Source organism: Duganella sp. BJB1802, from assembly GCF_013369445.1.
GTDB classification, from domain to species: domain Bacteria; phylum Pseudomonadota; class Gammaproteobacteria; order Burkholderiales; family Burkholderiaceae_D; genus Rugamonas; species Rugamonas vulcania_A.
The window spans coordinates 208,490-233,251 of the sequence record NZ_JABWEF010000004.1 but is presented as its reverse complement, the minus strand read 5'-3'; the positions used below and the strand labels follow the sequence as shown (position 1 = coordinate 233,251).

Genomic DNA, 24,762 nt, shown 5'->3' with positions numbered 1-24,762 from the left:
TTTGTTCTCCGGTCAGTCGCGCAGTGCCAGCGCGGGGGACATGCGTAGGGCGGTCGCCGTGTGGCGGGTGGTGGCCAGCAGCGCCACCAGCATCGCCATCGCCAGCGCGGCCGCCAGCGTCCAGGCGCCGATGGGCGCGTGCTCCGTGTACTCGGCCAGGTAGCGCTGGATCGCCACCGCCGCCAGCGGCAGGCCGATCAACGCACCGGCGCCCACCAGCGCCGAGAACTCGCGGCCCATCATCAGCGCGATGTCGACGCGGCCGGCGCCGTGCAGCTTGCGCATCACGATCTCGCGCCGGCTGCGCTGCACGCTGTAGGCGGACAGCACGTAGATGCCGAACGCCGCCAGCGCGATTGCTATCAGGCTGGTGGCGGCCAGTATCCGTATCAGGCGCTTTTCAGTGCCGTAGCGTTCTTCAAGCACCGCCTGCTGCGTTTTCATTTCCATGATGGCGTTGGGGAAGTGCCGGCGCCATACCGGTTCGATCGCGGCGTACGCGGTCTCCAGGCTGTCGCCGGTGCGTACCATCACCACGCCGCCGGGACGGACGAAATACACGACCGCCTTCGACGGCTGGTGCAGTCCCTGGAAGCGCACGTCCGGCGCCACGCCGACGATCTCCATGCCGCCCGGTACCACCTGGCCGACCGCCTCCTGCGGCGACGCATAGCCCAGCGCCAGCGCGGCGGCGGTGTTGACCACCACGCGCGGGACCTTGCTGTAATCGACATCCTGCACCGCGTTGTATACGCGTCCGTGCAAGGCCTTCAGGCGGACCAGCTCAAACCAGTTGGCGCTGACGTTTTTGCCCTCCAACGGGATCTCGCGGCCATCCCGCGTCGTCACCGTGTTGGTCAGCTTCATGCCGTCACGGCCCACCGCTTCCGAAATGGAGGCCACGCCTTCGACGCGCGGCAGCCGGGCTACTTGTTCCATGAAGGCGACGGCGGCTTGCTTGTCGTCCCCATAGGACGGTAGGTTCAGCACCAGCAGGTGGGCCGGATCGAAGCCGGGTGTGGCGTGGCTGGCAAAATACGTCTGCCAGCCGACCGCCAGCGCCGTCGCGGAAAGCGCCATCGCACTGGAAAACTGCAGCACCGTCAGCACGCGCCGCACCCACAAGCCGGCGGCGGTTTCGCCGTTGCCGCGTCCCGCGAGAGCTGGTCCCGGCAGCGCATGCTGCGCAAGCCAGGCGGGATAAGCGCCGGCGCACACGCCGATGAACAACCCGAACGCCAACGCGATCAGGCAACGCAAGGGCGTGAACATGCCGGCCAGTGGACGGTTCATCAGATCGGAGAACGTTGGCAGCAGCAGCCACGCCAGCACCAGGCCGGCGGCGGCGGCCAGCACGGAGGTCAGCGCCGCCTCGCTGAGGAACTGGCGCACCAGCCGCGCCGCGCTGGCGCCCAGCAGCTTGCGGATGCCGATCTCGCGCTGGCGGCGCAAGGTACGCACGGTCGCCAGGTTCACGTAGTTGATCGCCGCCAGCAGCAGGATCAGGAAGCCCCCGGCCGCCAGGCCGAAGACGCTGCTGCGCCGGCCATACTCCTCGCCCGCACGACTGTTGGCCAGGCCCTCGTCGAAGTAGGCGTCGCGCAGCGGCAGCAGGCTGATATCGGCCACGTTGCGGCCGTTCAGGCCCTTGCCCATCCCGCTGCTTTTCACCCGCTGGTTGGTCGGCGAATTCTCGCTGGCCTCCTGCAGCAGCGCCGTCAACGCCTGCATCGACGCCCCGGGCTTGAGCTTCATGTAGACCGTGCCGCGTCCCCATTTGCTGATCGCGGTCTCGCGCTCCGGCCATGCGCTGCTGGCGGTGCCAACCAATGCCTCGTACTGCTGGCTGCTGTTGGCCGGAGGGTTGGGCATCAGCGCCCGCACCTGCAGTACCGTGCCGTCGATCGTGACGGTCTGCCCGATCGCCGGGCTGGCGCCGAACAGCTTTTGCGCGCCGGTCCGTGTCAACGCCAGGCCGTCCGGTTGCGTCAGCGCCGCGCTCAAGTCGCCCTGCAAGGCGGCGATGCCGAACATGGTGCGAAAAGCGGGATCGACCACTTGCAGGTCCAGCGCACGCAGCTCGTTGCCGGCGCGTAGTGGCGAGTCCAAAGGCTTGGCGACACTGGCCTCGGACACCAGGCCGCTGGCGATGGCGATATCGCGCAAGGGAATGAAGGCCCAAGCCTGCCATTCCGGACGCGGGAAGACGTTGATGCGCTGCTTGATCACGACCACGCGGTCGTTGTCCGGTATCGCGCTGTTGAAGTTGAGGCAGAATTCGACAAAGCCGAACAGAAGGAAGCAAGCTGCGAAGCCGATGGCGAGACCGCCGATCACCACGGCGGAGTAGGCCGGCTGCTGCAACAGCAGCCGCCAGCCTATGCGAAAATCGCGCAGGTTCATTGGTGTGATCCTGACGCTTAAGCGGCTTGCAGTACGTCGACCATGATGCGGCCGTCCAGCAGATTCAATGTGCGCGAAGCCTGCGCGGCGTGGTCCGGCGAGTGCGTGACCATGACCACCGTCGTGCCTTCGGCGTTAATCTCGCGCAGCAGGCGCATGACTTCATCGCCGTGCGCCGTGTCCAGGTTACCGGTCGGTTCATCGGCCAGCAGGACGGCGGGGCCGGCCACCAGCGCGCGCGCGATCGCCACGCGCTGCTGCTGGCCGCCCGACAGCTGCGATGGCCGGTGCGAGGCGCGATGGCCGACACCCAGCTTGGCGAGCATCGCCGTCACGCGCTCGCGCCGTTCGCGCGCCGGCGTGCCGTTGTACTCCAGCGCCAGTTCGACGTTCTCGAACACCGTCAATTCCTCGATCAGGTTGAAGCTCTGGAAGATGAAGCCGATGCGGCCGCGCCGCAGTTGGTTCAGTTTCGATTCGCTCCAGCCGGCGACATTCTGGCCCTCGAACCAGTATTCGCCGTGGTTCGGCACGTCGAGCAGGCCCAGTATGCCCAGCATGGTCGACTTGCCGCAGCCGGAAGGCCCGGTGATGGCGACGTATTCGCCCGCTTCGATTTCCAGGTCGATGCGATCCAGCGCGGTGGTCTGGATTTCTCCTGCCTGATGGATTTTGCTGACGCCGACAAGTTTGATCATGGGGTTTGCCTCTGTTGGTGGTTATGGGAATTTACTGCGTTATTTGAAGCCGTGGTGAATTTCCGTAGGCCGCGTAGCTGGACAGGATCACCTTGTCGCCGGCGGCCAGGCCTTCGAGCACTTCCAGCTGGCTGTTGTTGCGGCGTCCGACCCGCACCGCGCGGCGCTGCGCCGTGCGTCCGCCCGCGTCCAGCACATAGACCCAGGCGCCGCCGCTGTCGTTGATGAAGGCGCCGTTGGGCAGCAGCAGCGCCTTGGCCGGCTCGCCCAGCGTGATGCGCGCGTCCAGGCTCTGGCCGGGGTTGAGCACCGGCGGCTGGCCGGCGGTGAACACCAGTTCCACCATGAAGCGGCCCTCCTTGATCTGCGGGTAGATGGTGCGGATGTCGACCGCGAAGCTGCGTTCATCCTGCTTGACGCTGCCGTGCCGGCCCACCGCCATGCGGTTCAGGTAGTACTCGTCCACACTGGCGGAGAGCTTGAAGCGCGCCGGGTCGTCGATGCGGCCGATGTTCTTGCCGGTGCTGATCGATTCGCCCACCTGTAGGCGGAAGTTGGTCAGCCGGCCTTCGACCGGCGCCCGCACTGCCAGCGCGTCGACGGTGGCGGAGACCAGTTTCAGGCCGGAGTTGAGGCCCTCGATCGCCGTCTCCAACTGCGTCGCGGCGCTGCGGCGCACGTTTTCCTCTGTGCCGGAGGCGCGTTCCTCCTGCGCCAGCAGGCGGCGCTGCTGTTGCAGCTTGTCCGCCGATTCCTCCAGCGCGACGGCGGAGATGTAGCCCTGCGCCGCCAGCCGCACATTGCGCTCGTGCTGCTTGCGGACCTGCTCCAGCGCGAACTGGAGATCCTCGCGCCGGCGTTGATGGTCGCTGGCGCTGGCTTCCTGCGCCACGCGCAGGTTGGACAGGTTGAAGATGCTGACCGCGTGTTCCGACTGGCGCGCCAGCAGCTCCAGGTTGCGCTGCGGGTTGGAGATGCGGAACAGCAGCTGGCCTTTTTTCACCAGCGTGCCGTCGATGGCGAAGACTTCCTCGACGCGGCCCGATTCGACCGAGTCGAGTATCACGGAATTGAGCGGCTCCGCGTTGGCGCGCACCACGATTTCGTCGACGAAGATGCCGCGTTCCGCCTGGCCGATGCGCAGGTCGGCGCCGTCCACCTGCAGGCCGCGCGGCATCCAGGCCCACAGGCCGTAGCCGGCCGCCGCGACGGCCAGCGTGGCCGCCAGGCCGATGGCGATGGTCTTGCCGCGTTTGCGGGGCACGACCACGTCCATCGCCGCGCCGCTGGATGGCAGGTGAGTTGGAGTGGGACCGATATTTTTTTTGATGTGCATACCGGCCATACAGCAAGCGCTGTGCCAAGCCGGAAAACCCTGTATTGACGGCCTGTCTGGCCGGCGCCGGGCATTCGGTGTCCGCTTATGAACAGCGGCCGGTGTTCGGAACCGAACACTTGCCGCGTGTGTGTGCGGCGCGCGGCCGCAAGCCATGTCCACAGCCGGTGAGCGGCTGCTAGAATGCCTGCATGTCCGCTTACGTATTGATACTCGATGATGACGCCGATGTCGCCACTGCCGCACAGTTGCTGCTGCGGCGACGCTATGGCAAGGTCGCCACGCTGTGCGATCCGGCGGGCCTGCCCGCCTTGCTGGCGCAGGGCGTGCCGGACGTGGTGCTGCTGGACCTGAACTTCACACCCGGCTCCATCGACGGCGAAGAAGGGCTGGCGGTGCTGGACCTGTTGCGCTCCCAGGCGCAGCCGCCTGCCGTGATCGCGATGACCGCCTACGCCGACGTGCCGCTGGCGGTGGAAGCGTTGAAGCGCGGCGCCGGCGATTTCATCACCAAGCCGTGGGACAACGCGCGGCTTGTGGCCGCCATCGACCAGGCGTTGGCCCGCCGCGCCGCGATGCGTGGCCCGGCCGCGACGACGCCCGACCTGATGGGCGAATCCTCGGCGATGCGCGAGCTGAAGGCGTTGATCGCCAGCGTGGCGCCGACCGAGGCCAACGTGATGGTGCTGGGCGAGAACGGCGTCGGCAAGGAGCTGGTGGCGCGCGCGATCCATGCGCTGTCGCGCCGCGCGGCCGGCACGCTGCTGGCGGTGGACATGGGGGCGCTGCCGGAATCGACGTTCGAGAGCGAGTTGTTCGGCCATCGCAAAGGCTCGTTCACTGATGCGAAGGCCGACAGGGCGGGGCGCTTCCAGGCCGCGCGCGGCGGTTCGCTGTTCTTGGACGAAATCGGCAATATGCCGCTGGCGGCGCAGGCCAAGCTGCTGACCGCGCTGGAACGGCGCGAAGTGACGCCGATCGGCGCCGACAAGCCGGAAGCCATCGACGTTCGCATCGTCAGCGCGACCAATCTGGATGAGGCGCGGCTGTTCGATCCCGCCGTGTTCCGGCCGGATTTGCTGTTCCGGTTGAACACCATCGTGATCCGCGTGCCGCCGCTGCGCGAGCGGCGCGAGGATATTCCGCTGCTGCTGACGCATTATCTGAACCTGTACGCGCTGCAGTACGAGCGGCCGGCACGCAACGTGAGCGCGGCTGCGATGGACGGCTTGCTGCGCCACGACTGGCCGGGCAATGTCCGCGCGCTGCGCCATGCCTGCGAGCGCGCCGTGATCCTGGGCCAGGGAACCGAATTTTCCTTGAGCGATTTCGGACTCGGGGCCGGCATGGCGGCGCTGGACGGCGGCGCGGATTTCATCGTCTCGCCGGGCATCGTTGCCGCTTCCGCGCGCGGCTCCATCAGCGGCGACATGACCCTCGACGCGCTGGAGCGCGAGGCCATCGCCTCGGCGCTGGCCCAATTCAACGGCAATATCAGCCACGCCGCCAAGTCGCTGGGCGTGAGCCGCGCAGCGCTGTATCGCAAGCTGGGCAAGCATGGCATCTGAGCGCGCCCTCAAGCTGGGCGCCGTGGCCAGCGTCGTCGCCTTGATGGCGCTGACCGCCGTTGCCGACATCATGTCCGCCACGCCCGAGCCGCGCCGCATCGTGTTGTGCGGCCTGGCCGCGCTGGTGCCGGCCGCCGCGTTGTGGCAATGCCTGCGCCGCTTGGCCCCCCGCGCCCCGCGCATGGAAACGCAGGACAGCACCATGCTCCATGGCGCCGCATCTGCCGGCCGCGAACTGTCCGACACCATCCACGCACTGGAAGCCCGGCTCGAACACGCGCCCATCGCCCTGTTCAGCATCCAGAACGCGGCCGGCGCCGGCGCGGTGGCGCCGCTCAACGCCAGCGCGCGCCGCCTGCTCGCACCCGGCCGCGCCAGCGCGCCGCAGGACCTGCACCAGCTGCTGGCCGCGCAAACCGCCGGTCAACGACAGCTGATCAGCTTTGACACCGAGCGTGGCGTGGAGCGCGCATTGGTCGCCGTCTCCGCGCTGGCGATGCAGGGCGCGCCTCAGCGCCTGGCCGCGCTGATGCCGGTGGAGAGCGAACTGGAAGCCGAAGCCCTCAACGCCTGGCGCGAACTGGTGCAGGTGCTGACCCACGAGATCATGAACTCCCTGACGCCGGTCGCCTCGCTGTCGCGCACCGCCTGCGGCCTGCTGGACGAAGCTGCGGCGGGCCTGCCGGCCGATATCCACGCCGACCTGGGCACCGCGCTGGACGCCATCTCGCGCCGCGCCGCCAGCCTGGTGGATTTCGTCGGCAGCTATCGCAGCCTGTCCACGGTGCCCCAGGCGCAGCCGCAGCGCGTGCTGCTGGAGGAGCTGTTCGAACGCCTGTCCATGCTGATCGCGCCGCAGTGGCAGGAGCGGGGCGGACGCGTGTCGTTCTCGGTGGAGCCGGCGTCGCTGGCGGTGATGATCGATCCGGGGCAGCTGGAGCAGGCGCTCATCAACCTGCTGAAGAACGCGGCCGAAGCCATCACCGGCAAGGCGCCGGAAGCGCAGGTGCGCGCGCGCCTGAGCCGGGGCGGACGCCTGCGCATCGAAGTGTCCGACAACGGCCCCGGCGTGCCGGAGACGCTGGCCGCGCACATCTTCACGCCGTTCTTTTCGACCAAGAAGCAGGGCCGGGGCATCGGCCTGGCGATGGTGCGGCACCTGGTGCACGCCAACGGCGGCACGGTGCGTTACGCGCGCTCGGTCAGCGCCGGCGCGCGCTTCATGCTGACCTTCTAGCGCACCATGTCGATGTGCAGGATGCCGTCTTCGTCGTAAGGCTCGGTGACCGTCTTGAAGCCGTAGCTTCCGTAGAATTTTTCCAGGTGCGCCTGCGCGCCGATGCGGAAGCCATGGCCGGGATGCAGCGCCTCGGCCAGCGGAATCGCCTTGGCCAGCAGCTCGCGGCCGATGCCGCTGCCGCGCGCGGCCTGCGTGGTCAGCACGCGGCCCAGCGACATCTCGTCGTACTTCACGCCCGGCGGCACGCAACGCAGGTAAGCGACCAGCGTGCGCTTGCCGTCGATCTCGCGCCACGCCATCAGGTGGTGGCACTGCGGATCGCAGCCGTCGATGTCCGGGTACAAACAGGTCTGCTCCAGGATGAACACCTGCTGGCGTTGCAGCAGCACTTCGTACCAGTCCAGGCGGGGGATGTCTTCAAAGGCCAGCCATTGCCACTCAATCATTGCGCGTCCCGATGCGGATCAAAACATCGATTGTATGTGAAAAAAGGCCGGCGCCTCGGAGGAGGGGCCGGCCTGTCGTTCGCTGACTGGATCGATTAAACGATGGTCAGGGTCACGTCGATGTTGCCGCGGGTGGCGTTCGAGTATGGGCACACGACGTGGGCGGCGGCGACCAGCTTTTCAGCGGTTTCGCGGTCCAGGCCTGGCAGCGAGATTTTCAGTTCCACTTCGATGCCGAAACCGGTAGGGATGGCGCCGATGCCGACGATGCCTTCGACCGAAACGTCCGCAGGCACGGCGATCTTGTCGCGGCCACCGACGAATTTCATCGCGCCGATGAAGCAGGCCGAGTAGCCGGCGGCGAACAGCTGCTCAGGGTTGGTGCCGACGGCACCGGCGCCGCCCAGTTCTTTCGGGGTGGTCAGCTTCACGTCCAGCACGTTGTCGGAGGAAACCGCACGGCCTTCGCGGCCACCGGTTGCTTTTGCGTTTGCGCGGTACAGAACTTGTTCGATCGACATGATGATTCCTTTTCAGTGAGTGAGGATGTTTAATTAACTATCTAATCGCTAGCTACTTACTTCTACTATCCGACGCTGTTTGCAGCGCCCATGAGCACACTATAGATTGTGTGCGATTGAATAGCAAGCGATTTTTAAACATATTTTTGGCCTTACTGTCGCCGCTCATCCCGCCCGTTATCTGCGGTGCCCACCGGTTATCAGGTGTGGTCGTTTTTACATGTTGTCCTGCCTACAATTCATCCATCAAACGCACTCTATGGATGGAACCCTGTGATGAATACGCATGTAATCAACGGACTGGCCGAGCTTTGGAAGGACTCGAAGGGGTCTCCAGATATTCGCATTGCGGTACTTGATGGGGTGCCTGACTTGTCTCATCCCTCGCTGCGATCGGCTGACATCAAATCCATCACCACTGGAGCCGCCGGTGCGGTTGGCGGTGCGACGACAAACCATGCGACGCACATCTTCAGCAAAATCTTCGGCGAAGGTGATGGAGACGGAGGCATTCAAGGCTGGGCTCCTGGCTGCAAGGGCATTTCGATTCCGATTTTTTCCGCCGGCCCCAGCAATCGCGTCTCGCAAAGAGACCTGGTCAACGCGCTACGCATCGCCATCGACCACGAGGCCCAGGTGATCAATATCAGCGGCGGCCAGCTCGTCAGCGCCAACAATGAAGCCGACACATCGCTGCGCGACATCCTGCAGGAGTGCCATGACAAAAACATACTCGTTGTCGCGGCGGCCGGGAACAACGGCTGCGAATGCCGGCACATTCCCGCCAGCTTGCCGCATGTGCTGGCCGTAGGCGCCATGGACAGCAACGGCCAGCCTATGGATTTCAGTAACTGGGGAAATGAATACCTCACGCAAGGAATACTCGCGCCTGGACAGGAAATACTCGGTGCCCAGGCCAATGGCGCAAGCGCCCGCCTGACAGGTACCAGTTTCGCCACCCCACTCGTGTCCGCAGTTGCCGCCCTGCTGCTCTCTATACAACGGAAGAGAGGCATGCCCGCCTCTCCCAACCAGGTGCGTGAGGCACTTCTCGCGAGTGCCTCACCATGCGATCCCCGCTGGGGGTCGGACTGTCGCCGATTCCTGGCCGGGCGTCTGAATATTCAACAGGCCTATGCTCACCTATTCAATGGAGGAAGTGCTATGACTCACCAACCAACGGACGCCGACACCAGCGTCCCATCCACAGTATCGCTCACACCGTCCAGCCTGGAGCCACAAGGGTCCCTGGACACGGTGGCCGCCTTGCCGGCCGAGGCGCCCGTAGATTCCGCAGGCGTCGTTAGCGTGGCCGCCGGCGCCACGGGCATCATTCCGTCCGGCGCCACCGGCATCGTTCCGTCCGGCCCGTGCGGATGCAAGCCGTCATCGTCGTCGTTGGTCTACGCCCTCGGGAAAATCGGCTACGACTTCGGTACCGAAGCCCGCCGCGACGGCTTCACTCAGCTGATGCCTGCCGGCCAGAGCCCCTACAACCCTGAGCAGTTGCTGGCCTATCTGGAAAACCGCGAGTTCGAATCCAGCATGTTGATCTGGACGCTCAACATCGACCTGACCCCCATCTATGCAATCGAACCAAGCGAGCCCTTCGCACGCGACACGTACGGCCTGCTGGTGGGCGCCCTGGAAGGGCAGGTGGCGAAGCCGGATTCCGACGGCTATGTCGAGCGCGTTTCCATTCCCGGCTACCTCACCGGCAAAACGGTGCGGCTGTATTCCGGCCAGGTGGTGCCAGTGATCTCGGTGGTTCCGCGTGGACTCTACTACTGGAACGTGAACAAGCTGATCGACACTGCGATGAAGGCAGCCAACCTCACCGACAAGGACGACAAGCTGAAGACCGGCCTGCGCGAGTTCCTCAACCGCATTTACTACGACTTCCGCAATCTCGGCACCGCGTCTTCGGAACGGGCCATGAATTTTGCCGCCACCAATGCCTTCCAGGCAATCACCGTGTTCGCGGAAAACCTGACGCCGGACGACAACGGGCATTCGCGTCAACTGGCCAAGATCGCCGTGGAGAAGAGCCCCTTCTGCCGTCTCGATTCCGATTGCTGGGACGTCAAACTGGCCTTCTTCGATCCCGAGAACGATCAGCGCGCATGGCGCATCGTGCGCTACACGATAGACGTGAGCGACGTGATGCCCGTGACGATAGGCGATCCGAAAGCCTGGGCGGCAACCAGCTTCTGATATCCGGCGTATTGCGCCGGACAGGAAGACACGGGGGAGTAGCGGAGGTGGCGGCTGGTCCGCCTCAAGAGGCCCTCGTGGAGAAATCCAGCCATATTTCAACCTCACTTTGGAGAATCATCATGAAAAAAGCGAACTACGAGTTTTCGAGCAAACAGCACATCGGCATGCCTATGCAGGCCAGCCCTGTGCATCGCACCATGGCCGGCGGCGGCGCCATCTCCGACGCCAGCGGCATCGAGGCATCGGGCTGGTGGGATACGCTGAAGAGCGTGGCCTCCACCGTCGCCCCATATGCTGCCAAAGTCGCGGGCGCCCTGCTGTAAGCGCATGTTTGCGCGCTGACGCACGTCCCCGTTCGGTTTGACCAGGGGGACGGGGTTCCACCGGCCGGCGGCCTTGGCCAGGCGCCGGTGGAATTTCGATGCGTCACGCGCCCCCCAATCAACCCACGCGAGGACATCATGAAGACACGCCACCACCACACACCTGTGCGCCGCTCCATGCCGGACCAGGCTCAGCCCATCCAGCGCAGTATGTACCACGGACCGATACCAAGCCATCCAGACTTCGCGGGAGGATTCTTCAACGTGATTGCGGGACTGCAGCACGCACACCCATCCATCTGTCACATCCTGTCGCCGGTCGCTCAATGGGATTGCCAGGCCGGCTTCGACTAAGCCATCGCCAGAAAGGACGCCAGCATGTCTGTCTATACCGTTTGCTTCAGCGGCACTGCCTGCACCCGCGATGAGGGAGAAAAGTCGCGCAAGGAAAGCGACCGCGACATCTACACCCCGGACACCGGCTACATCCCGGTTCGCATCCACAAGGAAATCACGGGTACGCTCGAGCCCGGTCGTGCCAGCGCCAGCGTCCGAGGCGTTGGTGAAAACGATTGGTCCTCCCCTCGGAACGATAGCGAGCCGCTCAGGCTTGACGGCCCGCTCAATGTGCCACCAGATCTGCTCAAGTACGCCCAGCCGTACTCAGGCGGTAACCAGTTCTCCTACCCAAGCCAGATCAATGGATGGGCCGCCGTCGCCCTCGCCCTGCACGGCGCCAATCTCGCGGCCGCCAGCGGCGCCGCGCAATACAATCTGATTGGACACAGCCGGGGCGCGGCTGAGTGTGTCATGGCCGCCTGGTTCCTGTACGCCTACGGTCGCCGAGACGTTGCCGTCAACATCTTTGCGATCGACCCCGTTCCCGGTTCAGGGGAATGGTATGGCATCCTGACCCAGTTGCCCCCGAACGTCGTCAATTTCACCGGTATCTATGCCTGGGACCATGTGGGGGGACGCCTTGATGCCGGCTTTATGGCGCTGGTCCCTCGGCCAAACGCGCGCCAGTGCCAGGAAGACCAACAGCCGCCCACACTAGGGAAGACGTGGAAAACGTTAGCCGACCACAACCAAGGCGCCGACCCGCTGCGACTCCAACCAGGCCGCATGCAACCCAAGGGCTATCAGCTTTATGCTTGCCGGGGACGGCACGGTACAGTAACAGGCAACAGGACATCAGACGGCATGTACGATGCCAGCAAAGCCGATCCCACCGTGGCCCCGGTACCGGAACTGATCTACAAACTGGCGCGGGAACATCTGTCGGACTGGGGCACCTTGTTTGAAACCCCGTGCGCAGTGCAGACCAAGTCAGCCGAGTTGAGCGAAGCGATACACAAGAATCATGCTACGTTCGACAAAATGGGTGGCGGAGCTAACCGAACAAGCACGCTGCCGTGGCGACCCTTGGTGCGACGTATTTCGTCAATTTCCGGCGTCAATCCAGCGAACTATTATTACCTGGAGGACGTCGCGGGAGTGCCGCCGGCCCAATCCAACTATCCCGTCACGTCGGAACGGGATGGCAGAGGCTGGGTGGACTGGTCGTATCTGTAAGTGCCAACGCCGACGCCGCGCGGAATATCCCGCAAGTTGATGTCCAGCAGCTGCCGATAGAGCTGTTGGGCATCACCAGCGCGCTGACGGGGGTCCTTATGCAATACTGTCCGCAACAACTCGCCCAACGGGTGCCCGATCAACGGGGCCGGCAGCGGCACCTCACCACCGGCGATCTGTTGCCGGTACAATCGTTCCACGTTTGGGCCGGCGAACACCGGCTGCCCAGCGAGACATTCGAGCCACACCAGCCCCCAGGCATATAAATCGAATTTAGTGCTCGGCGGTGTGCCGAGCAATTGTTCCGGTGCGCTATAAGCGGGAGAAAACAGCCTGCGGGCTGCCGTGCCCGGGGCCATCATCAGCGCACTACCGAGGTCAAATAGCTTGGCCCCCTCGTCCACAATCATGATGTTATGCGGCTTGACGTCACAGTGTACGACGCCGTGTTCATGCAGATAAGTCAGCGCCTCCAGAACATGCAACATCGGCGCACGCGCGGTGATCGCGGCAATCGCCCCTTCCTTGATCAGATGCTCACGCAGCGTGCGACCATGGAGCAATTCGAATACGGCGAAGTGCGGCCCCCAATCCAATAAAGCCGCCAGGTGTGGGTGTGCCAATTGCCGGTAAAGTGTAATTTCATCGTCAAATTGACGGGAATCCTGGTCTGTTTTGGGAAACTTGATAGCCACCAGTTCACCGTCCTCCTGACACCGCGCTCTGAATACCTGGCCGAATCCTCCTTCGCCCAATAGCTCAAGTACACGGTAGTGACGTCGAGCGATGCTGACAACGATGGAGCCAGTTAATAGAGGAGAATGAGATGACAATGCGGCCTTAGCGAAGTCCGGTCATAAAGACAGACTTTACTCAGACCGCAATTGGCACTCAACCACGTCAAATAACAGCGATCAACGCAGGATAACGGCCAATATTATTGGGCTCGGCTATGCATACTAACTACTAACAAAATAAGCGGCGCGGCAAACTATCGCGGAATTATCCCGGAACTGTTTGAAGCGGATCGAACCTGGCCTCCAACCGGGAACCCCTCATAATCTGGAAGCTGAAGTCACCAAAGCGTAATTCACCGCGCCGCCTCTCAATGAATCGCTCCCAACAGCGTTCAGCAGGAAGCGCGGTACTGATTTGATGACGCGCGCGGTGCAGCTGCATATTCAAATGCTTGGGCTCGAGCCTCAGCATTTCGGCAAGGTGCTCAGTTGCCAGCCACCCTTGGCTACGCACATCAAAGCCTCGTTGTGCATCGAACAGGCGCTGGCGCGCCAGCGTCAGTATGCTGTAATGATGGCTGCGCTCGCCGAGCACCGCCTCGCCCCGACCGGTCTGAATGCGCAGCTCAACGTGCTCCTCGTTCTGGCTGACATCAAAACAAAACAAAACCTTCGCCGGTTCGCGTGCCAAGCCGACATCGAGCTCGACGGTCTCTTCAGCAGACATGCCGTTGATGTACCGCCAGGAATGCCGCCCCAAGGTCAACACGTCGCCGTCCCTTAGCTCATAGATGCCAGTATCGTCTTCCCACAGCCACTGCCCGCCGTCGTCCAAAAATATCATGACTTCCGGCTCATCCACGCTGGGCAAAAAATGCAGTTCCCGTAAGCTGATTGGCTGGTGTAAAGAATCTAGCGGTAGCAGCAGCGGACGTGGCGGATCCAGATTGATGACAGTCCAACTGCGTCGCCTGTCACTTCCAAAATGTATGGTCTTTCCTTCGCTAATTTCAACACTGCCGTTCGGTACGACTACCTTCTGGTCAACAAAAGTACCGTTACGGCTGTGGTCGAATAATAGCCAGCTCTTGCCGTTCCACCTTATCGAAGCATGAATAAGTGACACATCTGCCTGATCAAGCACGGTATCGGCCCGCCACAAGCTTCGTCCGAAAAGATGCAATGCGCGTAAAAAAAGAAGCTGCTTCGCCCCACTTTCTTGCAAGATAGCCACGTCATTGTCCTTCGCTAGATGTTAAATGGGTCACCTATAAGTAAATTCGCAATTCGGTTTGAATGGCATCTGGATATCAAGCCAATTCATTGGCAATGGAGGCTGCCCGGAACAATCAACGTCGGTTCCGACTTTTGAAAGTTGGTATTTTTTTTCACTTTACACGTGGGCCATAGCCAACAATCTATCGAATTGTCACTTGAAGAAAATGCACTTTGCATCCGGAACCACGAGGTCGAGCGCGTGGTGCGCCTGGAGTGTGAATTGCTAAGTAACTTGGCAAATTTCATAATCCCGGTTGTGGGAATTTGAAATTTTATCAACTATGCCCTCCAGTATGATTGAGTGCTCGTCGCCAAGCGCGGGGCCAACGCCGTCAACGTCTGGCCCAGTCAAGACCACAACAACCCTCTCGCACCGCAAGGAAAATCCATGACTATGTCTGTACGCGCACTGGGCCTGGCCGCCTTCGGCCTGCTGGCCTTGGCGGCCCCGCCGACCCATGCCGTCCCGCTAACCAGTCCGGTCAACGTCACCGGTGGCGCCGTCGTCGGCATGCAGGCCGACGCTTACAGGACCTATTTGGGCATCCCGTTCGCCGCGCCGCCGATCGGCGATTTCCGCTGGCGCGCGCCGCAACCGGTGGTGCCATGGACGGGCGTGAAGTTGGCAACCAGCTTTTCGCCGGCATGTGCCCAGACCGCGGACTGGATCACGAATCCGAAAAGCGAGGATTGCCTGTACCTGAACCTGTGGACGCCTGAAAAGGCGCACAAGCTGCCCGTGATCGTGTGGATACACGGAGGCGGCATGTATGGCGGCACCGCCGGGGTGCCCGTCCAGGACGGCGCCAATCTGGCCAGGCGCGGGGCCGTTGTCGTCACGCTCAATTATCGACTCGGTATATTCGGCTTCTTCGCGCACCCGGAACTGAGCGCCGAATCGCCCTCGCACACCTCCGGCAATCAGGGCATCCTGGACCAGATCGCGGCATTGCGCTGGGTGAAGAACAACATCGCGGCCTTTGGCGGCGACCCTGGGCGGGTCACGATCATGGGCAATTCATCGGGCGGCGAATCGGTCGGGCTGCTGGTCGCCACACCGTTGGCGAAAGGCCTGTTCCAGCGCGCCGTGGCCGAAAGCGGCAACGACGCCATGCCGATCCGGCCTGACGACAGTCACCGCTTCGACCAGAAGTCCGTGGCCGAAGCGAAGGGCCTGGCGCTCGCCAAGTCCGTCGGCGCTGAACATCTGGCTGATCTGCGCAAGCTGAGTGTGAAGGAACTGCAGAAGCCGGCATGGCTGCCGCGCACCTATGTGGACGGCTACCTGCTGCACGCCGACCTGACCACCATTTACCGCAACCACCGTCAGAACGATGTGCCGCTGCTGGTGGGCTGGACCGCCGAAGAAGGCAAGGACCTGGCCGGAGAAATCCTGGGCACCCAGGAAATCAACGGCGCCAGACATCATGAACTGGTGACCACGCTGCTGGGGCACGCGCCGTCCGAGCGCATGCTGGCGGCCTACCCCGGCGGCGGCGACGCACAGGCTGTCGCGTCCATTCACCAACTGACCAACGACTGGTGGGGCTGGCGCATGGAACACTGGGCTGCGCTGCAGGCGAAATACGGCCACGCCAAACCGTATGTCTACTACTTCGCCCATCGCCCCGCCGCGCCGCCGACGCCGTGCAACTGGGGTTGCGGCGCTGGTCATGGCGTGGAAATTCAATACCTGTTCGATAATCTGGACGTCGACGGACGCGCTTGGGCACCAGCGGACCGGCAGTTGGCCTCGCGCCTGGCCGACACAGTGATCCAGTTCGCCAGCACCGGCGCCCCGAGCGGAAAAGGCCTGCCGGCTTGGCCCGTGTTCAACGGAACGCCGGCGACCACGCTGCGCATCGGTAGCGAGGCGGAACTGAAAGCGCATCCGCTGCCCGATTTCACCCTGTTTCCACAGGTCTCGGACTAGGGGGCCCCACGGCGGACGCCAACTAAAAATTACCTCAACCGCCTGTTATCTCCAACTCGTGCAGCAGCGCCAGGCAGGCGCGCGCAGCCGCGTTGTCGTGGTCCTTCTCTTCATGCCAGGCCGATACCGAGACCGCGACGATGTTGTACCCCCGCAGTGAGCGGAACAGCGCGGCGATGTCCGCATACTTGGGCCCCGATTTGACGTGGTATTTCAGCGCCGGGATTTCCGATTCGGCGTCCATCACGTCGCTGTCGAAGTGCAGGTAGAGGCGCTCGTCGGGACTCAGGTGCTCACCGATCCGGCCGATCGGGCAGACCACGACGCCGGAGCTTCTCACCGCCTCCAGCTCGCCCGGATCGAGGTCGCGCGCGTCGGAGAGGATCACCTGCTGTTCCGGGTAGGGTGTGACGCCGATGGTCGCCAGCATCGCGCCGATGGCGTCGCGGCTTTGCCTGCGGCGGTCGCCTCGCCCCACCAGGATGGCCAGCGGCATGCCGCCGAGGTATTTTGTCTGCGTGGTCGCCCAGGTATGGAAGTCGCCATGCGCGTCGAGCCACAAGATCCGCTCCGGCGCGCGGCCGCTCCGTTGCAGGCCGCCAAGCACGCCCAGCGTGGACATGCAGTCGCCGGCGATGCTGACCGGGACCTTGCCCGCATCGACGACCTGTTCGACACGCTGCGCCAAGCCGGCGTAGATCCGGCCCATCCTGCGCAGCTTCTCGTTCGGATCGGCCAGGGATGCGTCGGTAAAATCCGGCACGTCGACGACGTCCCAGTCGTGGCGGTCGAGTTCAGCGACGCGCCGCAGGCCGTCGCGGCGTTGGCCGATCAGGAACGGCACCAGCAAGTGATTATTCAAGTCCATGATTCCGGATCCATCGTGTAGCCCAGCCGCTCCATCATGGCCCGCACCGGCGGGCGCCGGCCCATGTCCAGCAAGGCCTGTTCGCGCTTGCGCCAGCGCTGCGCGCTGGGGATGTCGGTGGCCATCGTCACCGGCAACCGCGCGGGCAGCGAGAGGTCGGAAAGGCCTAGCCATGCGCCGATGCGTTCCAGCTGCGTCGCCGGACGTTCCATGAACTGTTCGAACCCCAGGCGCAGCATCGGCACGCGGCTGGTGAGGATCGCCTCGTGCGACGCCAGCCACTGGTTCAGGCAGACGTCGCCCAGGGTGGATCGGGTGAACTGGCGCCAGTTGGGCGGCAGGTCGAACTTCCACCAGCGCTGGCCGAACGGCGTGGCGTCCGAGTAGCCGTGTATCCGCAGCGTGGTGCCGGTCCGCGCCAGGTCCTGCGCGAAGAAGCCTTTCGGCGACAGCCAGCCATCCATCAAGCCGTTGACCGATTGCGCATAGCCGCGGCTGAGGTGGATGTATTGGATGTCGGCGCGCGGGAACAGCTGCTCGTGGATGCCGATGCGGTAGGCGTCGCTCGGCGATTTGAACAGCAGGACCTTGTGGGCGGCATCGTCGATGGTGAACGCGCGGCGGAAGCTGCGCGGCAGCACGAAGGGCGGTTCTTCGATCTTCAACGGCTCGTCGTAGTAGCCGCTGGCGCCCAGGCCGAAATCGCGCAGCGACGATGACGACTGCATGTCGTAGAAATTCATGCGCCATGGCTCGTCGCGAAACACGGCGGTCAATATCGACCGGTGGAGCGTGGCGTCGGTATGCTGCTTGCCGCGCATGGCTTCGTCCAGCGCCGCGTCGAGTTTGCGCTGTTGCGCCGCCTCGATGAAGCACAGCGGGAACTGCAGCAGCAGGCGCCGTCGCCAGCGGTTCTTCAATTGATCCAGCGGCTGCAGGCCCGGACTGGGGACGGTGAGGTCGGCGAACAGATTGTCGGCCAGTGCGTCCGGCTGGGCCAGGGCGTCGATGGCGTCGCTGTCGGAGTTCATGCCGAAGCCATTGTGGGTGAGCGGCAGGTAGGGCTCCATTTCGCCGTCGAGCGAGGCGACGTCGGGATGCTCCGCCAGCACATGCTTGATCAGGCTTGATCCCGAGCGCGAGTTGCTGAGGATGACCGCGACGCGCCTTACCTCAAGGCGCCACGGCGCATGCGCGACCTCGCGCAGGCCGGCGATGGTCTTGTACACGTCGTTCATACCGGCTTTGCTTGGGGCGATCGCTTGATGAGGAAGGCGTAGAATTCCTTGGTTTCGTCGGCGCGCACGCTGGCCATCAGGCGCATGCTGTAGCCGTTCTCCTTGGCCAGCTTGCGCACTTCCTTCACCGCGCCGAAATTGGAATGCGCGAAGTAGATGCGACCGTCCGGCTTCAGGTATTTGCCGACCTGCTCGAAGAAGCGGGTGTTGGTATGGAAGTCGGTGTCCCATTGCGAACGGGCGACCACGTCGTGCGCCTCCTTGTTGCGGAAGGGGAGGTTGGCGGTGATGACGTCGAACCGCTCGTCGCCGACGCCATCGAACAGGCTCGATGAGCGCACCTCCATGATGTCGCCGAAGCCGTGCGCCTCGGCGTTGTGGCGGGCGCTCTTCAGCGCGGCGGGGTTGATGTCGACCGCCAGCACGCGGGCGGCGCCGGCGTAGCAGGCGAATATCGCGATCACGCCGGAGCCGGTGCCGACATCAAGTACACTGTCGCCCGCCTTTACGCGCAAGGCGCGCACCAGCGGCTGGCTGTCCGTGTAGGGCCAGAAGGTGTTGGGAAAAACGTGGAAATCCTTGCCCAGATAGCGTAAGGTCTTGCCATCCTCGGGTACTATCTTGAAAGCCTTTTGGCGGTTCTTCTGCCAACGGTCGATGTGTGCATTCTTGCCTAGGGAATTGTCCATTTCTGTCACCTTTCGGATGAAGGAACAACAATCGGGGCAGCATGAGGCCGCCTTCAGGGATGCAAGAGTGGATACTACTCCGATAATTTATGGTTGGATAATCAAATTGAGTTCTATGAAAAGACTGAGTCACTATCTGATTTATACCGGCCTGTCGCTTGCCGTCATCACGCATGGTGCGCAGGCGCAGATGCGAATTGAAATCAGCGGCGTTGGCAGCAACCAGATCCCGGTCGCCGTCGCCGGCTTTGCCGATGAGATGCTGGCGCCGCAGCAGATCTCCGCCATCATCAAGGCCGACTTGGGCCGCAGTGGATTGTTCAATGTGATCGACGCCGGCACCGTCAATGACGTCAACAACATCGACTACGCCGGCTGGAAGGCCAAGGGCGCCGATGCGCTGGTGGTGGGCACCGTGTCCGCGCTGGCGGATGGCCGTTACGACGTGCGCTACAAATTGTTCGACACCGTCAAGGCCAGCCAGCTGTCGCGCCAGGACCAGTCGGTGCCGGCGCAGGCGGCCCGCCTGGCGGCGCACAAGATCGCCGACGATGTGTTCTTCAAGCTCACCGGCGTGCCCGGCGCGTTCGCCACCCGCGTGGCCTACATCAAGCAGGAGGGCAGCCGCTACAAGCTGGCCGTGGCCGATATCGACGGCGAGGGCGAACAGACGGCCCGCGTGTCGAATGACCCCATCATGTCGCCGGCCTGGTCGCCGGATGGCAGCAAGGTCGCCTACGTGTCGTTCGAGCAGAAAAAGCCGGTGGTGTACGTGCAGAACCTGGCCACGCAGGCGCGCACCGTGGTCGCCAACGAGAAGGGCAGCAACTCGTCGCCCGCGTGGGCGCCGGATGGCGGCAAGCTGGCCGTGTCGCTGTCGATGGATGGGCATACGCAGATCTACACCGTCAACGCCAACGGCGGCGGCTTGCGCCGCATCTCCGACGGCACCGGCGCCGCCATCGACACCGAGGCGCAGTTCTCGGCCGACGGCCAGAGCATCTACTTCGTCAGCGACCGCAGTGGCGGTCCGCAGATCTACCGCATGAACGCGGACGGCACTGACGCCAAGCGGATCACCTTCGGCGGCAGCTACAACATCAGCCCGCGCATCTCGCCCGATGGCACCACGCTGGCCTACATCTCGCGCCGCGAGGGCAACTACCAGCTGTACGTGATGGACCTGGCCACCGGGAAGGAAACGCGGCTGTCCGACAGCACCGACGACCTGTCGCCCAGCTTCGCGCCGAACGGCAAGTACATCATCTACGCCACCGAGTCGGCCGGCCGCAAGTCGTTGATGGTGGTGTCGGTGGATGGCCGCGTGAAGCAGCGGCTCACCGCGCAGGATGGCGATGTGCGGCAGCCGGTGTGGGGGCCGTTCCTGCGCTAACCGTGCAGGTTGCGCTCGGCGATTGTGTGCAGTGCGGCCAGCGCCGGCGCGTCGTCCGGCCAGCGGGCCAGGCCAAGCCTGGCGTTTGGCTGTTGTGCGTTGATGCCGGCCAGCAGGCGGTCGGCGATCTGCTGGCCCTGCACCTGCGTCACCCACGGCACCAGCACGCAGAGGCGGTCGTCGCCGAAGCGGAAGGCCCAGTCGCTGGGGCGGCACACTTCCTCGATCTGCCGCGCGGCCTGCACCAGTTGCGCATCGCCGGCGCCCGGCGCCAGCGCGATCAGCATCAGCGACACCGTTGGCGGCTTGCCGCGCTGGCTGCGCGTGAGCTGGCCGAAGATCGATTCCAGGTACAGGTGGTTGTGCAGGCCGGTCAGCGGATCGGGCGAGGCGGTGCGGCGCAGCGCCGCCATCAGCGCCGCGCGGCGCAGTGCGAACAGGTGGGCCAGCGCGCCTGCCGCCAGCACGGCGGCGCTGACGCCGAGCAGCGTTTCGGCGGGATTGCCCGGCCTGAGCCACGCCACGGCCAGGCCCAGCACCGACCAGCCCACGCTGTACACCATGCCCATCTGAACACCCAGCATCAGGTAGGAGGCCACCGGCAGCACGCACAGCAGGCCGGCCAACTGCGGCCGCAGGTACACCGCCGCCAGCAGGGCGCTGAAGCAGCAGAACAGCACGGCGCACCACAGGCTCAATCGCGGCGTGTCGTCGGCCCAGGGCAGAGGTTTATTCATTCGACAAGTATGGTTGCGACATTTTTGGGCGTCAAGCCACTCCAGCAATTGATAATGATTCTTATTAACTGGTAGAATGACTGCTGATATGGACGCGCTTGACGCTTGAAGGTCGATTTGTGAAAAAACTCTGGTTCCAGTTGCACTGGTTGGTCGGCATCACCGCCGGCACCGTATTGGTCGTGATCGGCCTGACCGGCGCCATCCTCGCGTTCCGCGATGAGGTGCTGGACTTGCTCAATCCCGGCGTGACCAGCGTGGCGGCGCGGCAGGCGCCGATGGTGGCGCCGCCGCAGGTGGCCGAAGCCGTCCAGCGCGCGCATCCCGAGGCGCGCATCAGCAGCATCACCGTGTATGCCGAGGCGGGCGCCTCCGCGCGCGTCACGCTGGCGCCGGCGCCGGGCGGGAAGCACGGCGAGACCGTCTTCGTCGATCCGTACAGCGGCGCCATGCTGCCGTCCCTGCGTTATGACGACGTGTTCGAATGGGTGGAGTCGCTGCACCGCTTCCTGCTGCTGCCGCGCGACGATGGCCGTCCGGTGGTCGGCGGGCTGGCCTTGTGCCTGATGGGGCTTGCGTTGAGCGGCCTGTATCTGCGCTGGCCGCGCCGTGCGCTCGACTGGCGCACCTGGCTGACCTTTGACACGCGCCTCACCGGCCGCTCCTTCCTGTGGGGGCTGCACTCGGTGGCGGGCACCTGGGCGCTGGCGGCCTACCTGGTCTTCACCGTCAGCGGCGTGTATTGGAGCTTCGATGTGGTGCGCGATACGGTCGATGGCTGGGCCGGCGTGAGCCGTCCGCCGCGCGTGGCGGCTGCGCCCAAACCCAAGATGCCCAAGGAAGCCAAGCGCGCGGAAGCCGCCGACTTGACGCTGGCCTGGTCCACCTTCCAGCAGCAGGCGCCGGGATGGAAGACGGTGGTCCTGCGTCCGCCCGAGCGTGCGACGCAGCCGTTGCAGGTGCTTTGGCTGGATGGCGACGCGACGCACATCCGTGCGCGCAGCCGCATGTCGATCAACCAGCAGACCGGCGCCATCGTCAAGCACGAGCCGTATGCGCAGATAGGCGTGGCCGCGCGCGCGTTGACCACGTTCTACCCGCTGCACATCGGGACCTACTTCGGATTGCCTGGCCGCCTGTTCATGTTCTTCGCCAGCCTGTCGCTGCCGGGCTTCGCGGTCACCGGCTGGATGCTGTACCTGAAGCGCCGGCGCCAGAAGCGCAGCGCGCTGGCCGAACGCGCCAAGCTGGCGGGAACGGGCAGTATCGATAGCGCCGATCCTGTGTTGATGGCCTACGCCAGCCAGACCGGATCGGCCGAGCGGCTGGCGCTGCAAAGCGCGGCCTTGCTGCAAAAGGCCGGCGTGGCGGTGCATGTGCAATCGCTGGAAAAGCTCACACCTCCGCTGCTGGGGAATTATCGCCGCGTGCTGTTCGTCGCCAGCAGTTTCGGCGAAGGCGAGCCGCCCGATCCCGCGCGCCGCTTCAGCCGCCTGCTGCATGCCGCCGCCGAGGAGCTGGCGCATTTGCAGTACGCCGTGCTGGCGCTGGGCGACCGCAATTACCTGCAGTTCTGCGGCTTCGGCCGGACGCTGGATACGCGCCTGCGCGTGCTGGGCGCGCGGCCGCTGCACCCGATCATTGAAGTCGACAACGGCGATGCCGGCGCGCTGGCCCGCTGGTCGCACGCCTTGCGCGAGCTGGCCGGCATCGGCGGCGAGGCGCCGCAGGATGCGCTGTCCACCGCCGCGCCGGACAGCGACTACACCAGCTGGCGCCTGGCGCGGCGCGAACTGCTCAATCCCGGCAGCATCGGCGGCGAGCTCCATGAAATCACGCTGACCAGGGACGGCGGCGCCGATTGGCGTCCCGGCGCCTTGCTCGATGTGTGGCCCGGCCATTACGCGCCGGGGCAGGCCGCGCGCCGCTACTCGGTCGCATCGCTGCCGGCGGATGGCTGCTTGCAGCTGCTGGTCCGCCAGGTGAGGAATGGGCAGGGCATGGGACTGGCCTCGGGCTGGCTGACGGCGCAAGCAAAGCCCGGCGACGAGGTGCGCGTGCGGCTGGTGGCCAACCCGGCGTTCGACATGCATGACGGCGCGCGGCCGGCCATCTACATCGGCAACGGCTCGGGCATGGCCGGCTTGCGTTCGCACCTGCGCGCGCGGGCCGCTGGTGGTCAGGGGCGCAACTGGCTGGTGTTCGGAGAGCGGCAGCGTGAATTCGACGGCATCTGCGCCGGCGAAATCCGGGACCTGCAGCAGCGCGGCTATCTGCCGGAGCTGGACCTGGTCTACTCGCGCGACGCCGATGGCCAATACGTGCAGGACCGCCTGCGTGCCAAGGCCGACCAGCTGCGCGGCTGGATCGCCGACGGCGCCGTGATCTACGTCTGCGGCAGTCTGGAAGGCATGGCGGGAGGCGTGGATGCGGCGCTGGAAGACATCCTCGGCGCCGCCGCCCTCGACGAGCTGCGCGCATCCGGCCGCTACCGCCGCGACGTGTATTAGAGCGCGGTCTCGTAGCCTTCGAGGACGTTGACGACGTTGGTGCCCAGCTCCTTGACCGCGTAGCCGCCTTCGAAGATGAAGGCGGTCGGCAGGTTCAGGTAGGCCAGGCGTTCGCCGATCTTGAGGTAGTCGGCGCTTTGCAGCAGGAAGCGTGACAGCGGATCGCCCGCGAACGTATCCACCCCCAGCGACACCACCAGCGCGTCCGGCGCGAAGCTGCCCAGGCGGATGCAGGCCGTCTCCAGCGCCGCGAACCACGCCTGCGCCGTGCTGCCCGCCGCCAGCGGCAAATTCATGTTGAACCCCAGCCCAGCACCCTCGCCGCGCTCGTCGGCGTGGCCCAGGTAGAACGGATACTCGCTGCGCGGATCGGCGTGGATGGAGATGAACAGCACGTCGTCGCGGTGGTAGAAGATGCTCTGCGTGCCGTTGCCGTGGTGGTAGTCGATGTCGAGGATGGCGACCTTGCGCGCGCCGTCGTCCAGCATGTGCTGCGCCGCCAGCGCGGCGTTGTTGAGGAAGCAGTAGCCGCCGAAAAAATCAGCGCCCGCATGGTGCCCCGGCGGGCGGCTCAAAACGAAGGCGCCACGCTCGCCCAGCCGCAGCGCGTGCGCGGCGTTGACCGCGCAATCGGCGCCGGTCTTGGCGGCGGTCCAGGTGCCGGCGGTCAGCGGCGTGCCGTTGTCCATCGAGTACAGCCCCAGCTTGGCGCAGAAATCGTCCGGCTCGATGTCGTCACGCAGCGTGCGGACCGGCCAGACGGAAGGAAAGGCGTCCTTGCCGGCGTTGGCCGGATCGAGCGCCAGCCATTCGTTCCAGGCGCCGCGCAAAAAGTGCAGGTAGCGCGGCGTGTGGATGCGCTCCAGTGACATCAACGGCACGCCGTGCGGCGTGACGATCTTGCCCAGGCCGCGCCGTCCCAGCTCCGCCAGCACCGAATCCACACGCTCGGGCTTTTCGAAGCACGGCACCATCTCGCCGCGGAAGATCTCGTAGCGGCCGCGATGTTGCGCGTGCAGTTCGTTGTAGAAGGTGAGCAAGCCGGCTCCTGG

20 protein-coding genes are annotated in these 24,762 nt (G+C 64.6%); 8 read left to right on the top strand and 12 right to left on the bottom strand.

The genetic code is table 11. The annotated features are described in order from the left end of the window. Positions 1 to 12: 12 nt before the first annotated feature. Genes HUX88_RS08750 through HUX88_RS08740 form a run of 3 tightly spaced genes read right to left on the bottom strand, consistent with a single transcriptional unit; the run spans position 13 to position 4,437 of the window. Complete coding sequence (locus HUX88_RS08750) at positions 13 to 2,403, bottom strand: ABC transporter permease (RefSeq protein ID WP_176361516.1); 2,391 nt, start codon at positions 2,401 to 2,403, stop codon at positions 13 to 15. A gap of 17 nt (positions 2,404 to 2,420) precedes the next feature. After that, the gene (locus HUX88_RS08745) at positions 2,421 to 3,101 is read right to left on the bottom strand and encodes an ABC transporter ATP-binding protein (protein ID WP_161085091.1); all 681 of its coding nucleotides are present in this window, start codon (positions 3,099 to 3,101) and stop codon (positions 2,421 to 2,423) included. Between the two features lie 31 nt (positions 3,102 to 3,132). Further along, positions 3,133 to 4,437 carry an efflux RND transporter periplasmic adaptor subunit gene (locus tag HUX88_RS08740; protein ID WP_229219250.1) on the bottom strand — a complete coding sequence of 435 codons (1,305 nt, stop codon included), beginning with the start codon at positions 4,435 to 4,437 and terminating at the stop codon, positions 3,133 to 3,135. Between the two features lie 191 nt (positions 4,438 to 4,628). Here HUX88_RS08740 and HUX88_RS08735 point away from each other — a divergent pair, with 191 nt between their 5' ends. Then, entirely contained in the window at positions 4,629 to 6,005 is a 1,377-nt protein-coding gene (locus HUX88_RS08735) for a sigma-54 dependent transcriptional regulator (protein WP_176361515.1), read from the top strand. After that, a complete protein-coding gene (locus tag HUX88_RS08730) occupies positions 5,995 to 7,242 on the top strand; it encodes a PAS domain-containing sensor histidine kinase (RefSeq protein WP_176361514.1) in 1,248 nt (415 codons plus the stop codon). The genes HUX88_RS08735 and HUX88_RS08730 overlap by 11 nt, the downstream gene beginning before the upstream one ends. Here HUX88_RS08730 and HUX88_RS08725 read toward each other — a convergent pair. Further along, positions 7,239 to 7,691, bottom strand: coding sequence for a GNAT family N-acetyltransferase (locus tag HUX88_RS08725; protein WP_176361513.1), 453 nt, complete (start codon positions 7,689 to 7,691; stop codon positions 7,239 to 7,241). The genes HUX88_RS08730 and HUX88_RS08725 overlap by 4 nt on opposite strands. 95 nt (positions 7,692 to 7,786) lie before the next feature. Then, a complete protein-coding gene (locus HUX88_RS08720) occupies positions 7,787 to 8,212 on the bottom strand; it encodes an organic hydroperoxide resistance protein (RefSeq protein ID WP_176361512.1) in 426 nt (141 codons plus the stop codon). 276 nt (positions 8,213 to 8,488) lie between these two features. Between HUX88_RS08720 and HUX88_RS08715 the strand changes: the two genes are divergently transcribed. The 3 genes from HUX88_RS08715 to HUX88_RS08705 all read left to right on the top strand — a co-directional run bounded on the left by HUX88_RS08715 (position 8,489) and on the right by HUX88_RS08705 (position 12,327). Further along, on the top strand, positions 8,489 to 10,426 hold the full coding sequence (locus HUX88_RS08715; RefSeq protein ID WP_176361511.1) for a PatA/PatG family cyanobactin maturation protease: 1,938 nt from the start codon (positions 8,489 to 8,491) through the stop codon (positions 10,424 to 10,426). A 122-nt stretch (positions 10,427 to 10,548) separates the two neighbouring features. Further along, entirely contained in the window at positions 10,549 to 10,752 is a 204-nt protein-coding gene (locus HUX88_RS08710) for a hypothetical protein (RefSeq protein WP_117012454.1), read from the top strand. Between the two features lie 378 nt (positions 10,753 to 11,130). Continuing rightward, the gene (locus HUX88_RS08705; RefSeq protein WP_176361510.1) at positions 11,131 to 12,327 is read left to right on the top strand and encodes a Tat pathway signal protein; all 1,197 of its coding nucleotides are present in this window, start codon (positions 11,131 to 11,133) and stop codon (positions 12,325 to 12,327) included. Here HUX88_RS08705 and HUX88_RS08700 read toward each other — a convergent pair. Together HUX88_RS08700 and HUX88_RS08695 are read right to left on the bottom strand one after the other, a co-directional pair. After that, positions 12,270 to 13,160 (bottom strand): serine/threonine-protein kinase, encoded by an 891-nt coding sequence (locus tag HUX88_RS08700; protein ID WP_176361509.1) that lies wholly within the window; start codon positions 13,158 to 13,160, stop codon positions 12,270 to 12,272. The two genes, HUX88_RS08705 and HUX88_RS08700, sit on opposite strands and share 58 nt — an antisense overlap. A gap of 169 nt (positions 13,161 to 13,329) precedes the next feature. Further along, on the bottom strand, positions 13,330 to 14,298 hold the full coding sequence (locus HUX88_RS08695; RefSeq protein ID WP_176361508.1) for an FHA domain-containing protein: 969 nt from the start codon (positions 14,296 to 14,298) through the stop codon (positions 13,330 to 13,332). Between the two features lie 432 nt (positions 14,299 to 14,730). Between HUX88_RS08695 and HUX88_RS08690 the strand changes: the two genes are divergently transcribed. Beyond that, complete coding sequence (locus HUX88_RS08690) at positions 14,731 to 16,275, top strand: carboxylesterase/lipase family protein (RefSeq protein ID WP_217916260.1); 1,545 nt, start codon at positions 14,731 to 14,733, stop codon at positions 16,273 to 16,275. A 34-nt stretch (positions 16,276 to 16,309) separates the two neighbouring features. On the opposite strand, the gene HUX88_RS08685 is transcribed toward HUX88_RS08690, so the two are convergent. The 3 genes from HUX88_RS08685 to HUX88_RS08675 are packed head-to-tail and all read right to left on the bottom strand — an operon-like array spanning position 16,310 to position 19,070. Then, positions 16,310 to 17,143, bottom strand: coding sequence for an arginase family protein (locus tag HUX88_RS08685; RefSeq protein WP_229213086.1), 834 nt, complete (start codon positions 17,141 to 17,143; stop codon positions 16,310 to 16,312). Beyond that, complete coding sequence (locus HUX88_RS08680) at positions 17,134 to 18,381, bottom strand: hypothetical protein (RefSeq protein WP_117012459.1); 1,248 nt, start codon at positions 18,379 to 18,381, stop codon at positions 17,134 to 17,136. The genes HUX88_RS08685 and HUX88_RS08680 overlap by 10 nt, the downstream gene beginning before the upstream one ends. After that, positions 18,378 to 19,070: a methyltransferase gene (locus HUX88_RS08675; RefSeq protein WP_176361507.1), complete on the bottom strand. Its 693-nt coding sequence runs from the start codon at positions 19,068 to 19,070 to the stop codon at positions 18,378 to 18,380. The genes HUX88_RS08680 and HUX88_RS08675 overlap by 4 nt, the downstream gene beginning before the upstream one ends. 115 nt (positions 19,071 to 19,185) lie before the next feature. Between HUX88_RS08675 and tolB the strand changes: the two genes are divergently transcribed. Beyond that, positions 19,186 to 20,463 carry a Tol-Pal system beta propeller repeat protein TolB gene (gene tolB / locus HUX88_RS08670; RefSeq protein WP_176361506.1) on the top strand — a complete coding sequence of 426 codons (1,278 nt, stop codon included), beginning with the start codon at positions 19,186 to 19,188 and terminating at the stop codon, positions 20,461 to 20,463. Here the strand turns inward: tolB and HUX88_RS08665 are convergent. Further along, positions 20,460 to 21,200, bottom strand: coding sequence for a diguanylate cyclase domain-containing protein (locus tag HUX88_RS08665; RefSeq protein WP_176361505.1), 741 nt, complete (start codon positions 21,198 to 21,200; stop codon positions 20,460 to 20,462). The two genes, tolB and HUX88_RS08665, sit on opposite strands and share 4 nt — an antisense overlap. Positions 21,201 to 21,319: 119 nt before the next feature. Between HUX88_RS08665 and HUX88_RS08660 the strand changes: the two genes are divergently transcribed. Beyond that, complete coding sequence (locus tag HUX88_RS08660; RefSeq protein WP_176361504.1) at positions 21,320 to 23,710, top strand: sulfite reductase flavoprotein subunit alpha; 2,391 nt, start codon at positions 21,320 to 21,322, stop codon at positions 23,708 to 23,710. Here the strand turns inward: HUX88_RS08660 and HUX88_RS08655 are convergent. Further along, positions 23,707 to 24,750 (bottom strand): histone deacetylase family protein, encoded by a 1,044-nt coding sequence (locus HUX88_RS08655; RefSeq protein WP_176361503.1) that lies wholly within the window; start codon positions 24,748 to 24,750, stop codon positions 23,707 to 23,709. The genes HUX88_RS08660 and HUX88_RS08655 overlap by 4 nt on opposite strands. Positions 24,751 to 24,762: the final 12 nt, after the last annotated feature.